Annotated in this window: 2 protein-coding genes and 2 pseudogenes; 2 read left to right on the forward strand and 2 right to left on the reverse strand. The window is 71.4% G+C overall.

Translation table 11 applies throughout. The features are described 5' to 3' along the window. Positions 1 to 339 (reverse strand): annotated as a pseudogene (locus tag K7B10_RS09505) (hypothetical protein); the annotation flags it as partial. 141 nt (positions 340 to 480) lie between these two features. On the opposite strand from K7B10_RS09505, the pseudogene K7B10_RS09510 reads away from it, so the two are divergent. After that, positions 481 to 764: pseudogene (locus K7B10_RS09510) on the forward strand (YfcC family protein); the annotation flags it as partial. A 71-nt stretch (positions 765 to 835) separates the two neighbouring features. On the opposite strand, the gene metG reads toward K7B10_RS09510, so the two are convergent. After that, positions 836 to 2,551 carry a methionine--tRNA ligase gene (gene metG, locus K7B10_RS09515; RefSeq protein ID WP_229335637.1) on the reverse strand — a complete coding sequence of 572 codons (1,716 nt, stop codon included), beginning with the start codon at positions 2,549 to 2,551 and terminating at the stop codon, positions 836 to 838. A 448-nt stretch (positions 2,552 to 2,999) separates the two neighbouring features. Between metG and K7B10_RS09520 the strand changes: the two genes are divergently transcribed. Beyond that, positions 3,000 to 3,692, forward strand: coding sequence for an RNA polymerase sigma factor (locus K7B10_RS09520; protein ID WP_229335639.1), 693 nt, complete (start codon positions 3,000 to 3,002; stop codon positions 3,690 to 3,692). Positions 3,693 to 3,831 lie beyond the last annotated feature (139 nt).

Raw genomic sequence — 3,831 nt, forward strand, 5'->3', positions numbered from 1 at the left:
CCCGGCCCGGGCCTTCGCCGTCGGCGAGGGCGCCGCCTCCGGGGCCGCGGGGGCCGGCGCGGGCCCCCGCCCCGGGTGGTGCACGGTCGGCCGCTCGGCGCCGGGCACGAGGACCCGTACCGGAGGCCGCGCCGGAGGCCGCACCGCGGGCGGCACGGCGGCCGGGGGCACGGCGGCGGGCGGGCGCGGCTTCCCGCCCGGAACACAGACGTCGAGCCGGGCCCCGTGGCCGCGTACGGGCTCGGGTCCCGTGCCGTCGTCCGCGACCGCCACATGGCCGTACAGCGGGCAGAGTGCCGCCACCATGCCCGCCCCGGCGAGGTACTGCCAAGCCGTCACCGCGCGTCCTCCCGTTGTGAGGGTTTCGGCTGAAGAAACGATCACAACGGCGGTTCGATACGCCGCAGACGCGTCAAGATCTTCGACGGAGGGACTACTTCAAGCCATCGACGCCGCGGGCCCGGCCCGAACGGCCGGCCGCCGCTCGCCTTCCTGATCCCCTCCACCTCCGGCCACGCCACGCTGGCCATGCCCATCCTGGCTCCGCTCGCGGACTTCGCGGGGTCTTGCGGGCCCTGGTGGTCCCGGCCTGGCAGGCGGCGAACGGCTGGATGAACCTCTGGGCCCCGACCACGGCCGTGACGATCGGCGGCGTGGCCCTGGCCGAGGTCGGCCACGACAAGTACCTGCGCTTCGTCTGGCCGCTGCTCGCCGTCCTGCTGGTCCTGATCCGCGGCTTCCTGGTGGCCGGCGCCACGATCTGACGCCCCGGGCCGGGGTCGGGCGAAGGGGCGCGACCCCGGAAGGTCGCGCCCCTTCGCCCGGGCGGGGAGGATCAGGCGGTCTCGGTGCCGCCGAAGCGCTCGCGGTAGGACTCCAGGTCCTCCTCGGCGATCCGCGCGAAGAGCACCGGCGGCACGGTGAACGGCGTACCCGCCGGGACCGCGTCCAGGGACTTGGCCTGCTCCGGGCTGATCCACGTCGTCGTGTCGTCGGCCAGCGCGAAGGAGGAGCGCATGGTGCGCGCCGAGGCCGGGATGAACGGCTCCGAGACCACCGAGTAGAGGTGGATCAGGTTCATCGCGGTGCGCAGGGTGAGCGCCGCGCCGTCCAGGTCGGTCTTGACCTCCAGCCAGGGGGCCTTCTCGTCGAGGTACGCGTTGCCGGCGGACCACAGGGCACGCAGCGCGGCCGCGGCCTTGCGGTACTGGAGGGAGTCCATGTGGCCCTCGTACTCGGCCAGCAGCTCGGCGATCTGCTCGCCCAGCCTGGCCTCGGCCTCGCCGGCCGGGCTGCCCGCCGGGACCTCGTCGCCGAACTTCTTCCGCGAGAAGGTCAGGACGCGGTTGACGAAGTTGCCGAGGGTGCCGCCGAGGTCCTTGTTGACCGTGGTGGTGAAGTGCTCCCACGTGAACGACGAGTCGTCGGACTCGGGCGCGTTGGCGATGAGGAAGTAGCGCCAGAAGTCGGCCGGGAGGATCTCCAGCGCCTGGTCGGTGAAGACGCCGCGCTTCTGCGAGGTGGAGAACTTGCCGCCGTAGTACGTCAGCCAGTTGAAGGCCTTGACGTAGTCGACCTTCTTCCACGGCTCGCGGGTGCCGATCTCGGTGGCCGGGAACATCACCGTGTGGAACGGGACGTTGTCCTTGGCCATGAACTGCGTGTAGCGCACGTCCTCGGCCTCGTACCACCACGCCTTGTAGTCGCGGTTCGCCGGGTCGGCGTCCGCCCACTCCTTGGTGGAGGCGATGTACTCGATCGGCGCGTCGAACCAGACGTAGAAGACCTTGCCGTCGGCGGCCAGTTCGGGCCAGGTGTCGGCCGGCACCGGCACGCCCCAGTCCAGGTCGCGGGTGATGGCGCGGTCGTGCAGGCCCTCGGTCAGCCACTTGCGCGCGATGGAGGACGCCAGCTGCGGCCACTCCTCCTCGTGCTCCGCGACCCAGGCCTCGACCTCGACCTGCAGCTTGGACTGGAGGAGGAAGAGGTGCTTGGTCTCGCGGACCTCCAGCTCGGTGGAGCCGGAGATCGCCGAGCGGGGCTCGATCAGGTCCGTGGGGTCCAGCACGCGGGTGCAGTTCTCGCACTGGTCGCCGCGGGCCTTGTCGTAACCGCAGTGCGGGCAGGTGCCCTCGACGTAGCGGTCCGGCAGGAAGCGGCCGTCGACCGGCGAGTAGACCTGCCGGATCGCGCGCTCCTCGATGAAGCCGTTCTCCTGCAGCTGCCGCGCGAAGTGCTGGGTGATCTCCGCGTTCTGCTGCGAGGAGCTGCGGCCGAAGTAGTCGAAGGACAGCTCGAAGCCGTCGTAGACCGCCTTCTGGGCGTCGTGCGCCTGCGCGCAGAAGGCGGCGACCGAGAGGCCGGCCTCCTTCGCGGCGAGTTCGGCGGGGGTGCCGTGCTCGTCGGTGGCGCAGATGTAGAGGACGTCGTGGCCGCGCTGGCGGAGGTACCGGGCGTACACATCCGCCGGAAGCATCGACCCGACCATGTTGCCCAGGTGCTTGATCCCGTTGATGTAGGGAAGCGCGCTGGTGATCAGGTGTCGAGCCATCCTCGGATGCTCCATTTCATATATGCGGTGACAACGTGCCGTGACGGATTGTGATGCGGTTCATCGTATCGAACCGCCGAAAGGCCACGTGCCGCATTTTCGTGGGGTGGACGTCAGTGGGCGTAACGCAAAAGCGAGGGTGGTGACCTCAGCGTCACGGCCCTCGCAATGGGCCCATGTTACAGCCGGTCCGGATCACCGCGGACACCGGTCTCCGGGGCGTACGCCGGTGCACGGCGGCCCGGCGTGGCCCCGGCATATGCATACGCACGGACCGGGCGGGATCGTGGTCGAAGTCGGTCACCGACCGGTCATCACCGAACGTAATCCCTCGACCTCTTTCTTCTGCGCTCCCCCGGTGCGCCCGCGCTGCCAGGCTGTCCGCGCACAGGGGACGAGGCGAGGTGGACCGGTGAGCGATGGCGGACCTGAGGAGTCCGGTGGGGCCGTGGGACTGCCCCTGCCCAGCCGGCGGCGGCAGCCGACGCCCATGAGCCAGTGGGACCCCACGGCACGCCTGTCGTACTGGGCCTTCCACGCCAACCGGCGGCCCTCGTACATGCGCTTCGCGTACCTGCAGCTGGGCTCCGACGCGGCTGCCGAGGACGCGGTGGACGCCGCCTTCGACTCGATCATGAACGAGTGGTTACGCATGCTGCACATGGACCGGCTCGACGCCTACGCCTGGACCATCCTCAAGCAGCGCCTGGTCGACCGGCAGGAGCGGCGCGGGGGGCACGGCGGCAGGCCGTCCGGACCCGCCGCGCCCGAACCGATGGACATCAGCGCCTTCGAGGCCGCCCTCAAGGAGGCCCGGGCCGATCAGCAGTACGAGGTGCTGACCGACACCATCCGCTTCTACTCCGCCGTGTCCCGGCTCGCCGAGCGCCAGCGCGACGCCGTGCTGCTGCGCTACGGGCTCCAGTGCACCCCCGGGGAAGCCGCGTCCGTGATGGGCGTGGACGAGGCCACCGTCCGCTCGCAGCTCGGCCAGGCCCACCGGCGGCTCGCACGCATGCTCGACGCCTCCGCCGAGCCGGCCGGGCCGACCGAATGCGCCGGGCCTGCGGAGTGCGCCGGGCCGACGGAGTGCGCCGACTCGGCCGAATCACCCGGCTCCGCAGAATCACCCGAATCATGAGGCGCCGCGAGGGCGAGGAGGAGCGCGGCGGCGAGGCCGGCCGCCGCTCCCTGGCCGAGTTCCTGAGCCGGGCCGGCGTCCGGGACCGGTACCCGCACTACGACCTGGGCGCGGCCGAGGCCCGGCTGCTGCGCGCCTC

The organism is Streptomyces flavotricini, from assembly GCF_020639365.1.
Lineage (GTDB): Bacteria > Actinomycetota > Actinomycetes > Streptomycetales > Streptomycetaceae > Streptomyces > Streptomyces flavotricini.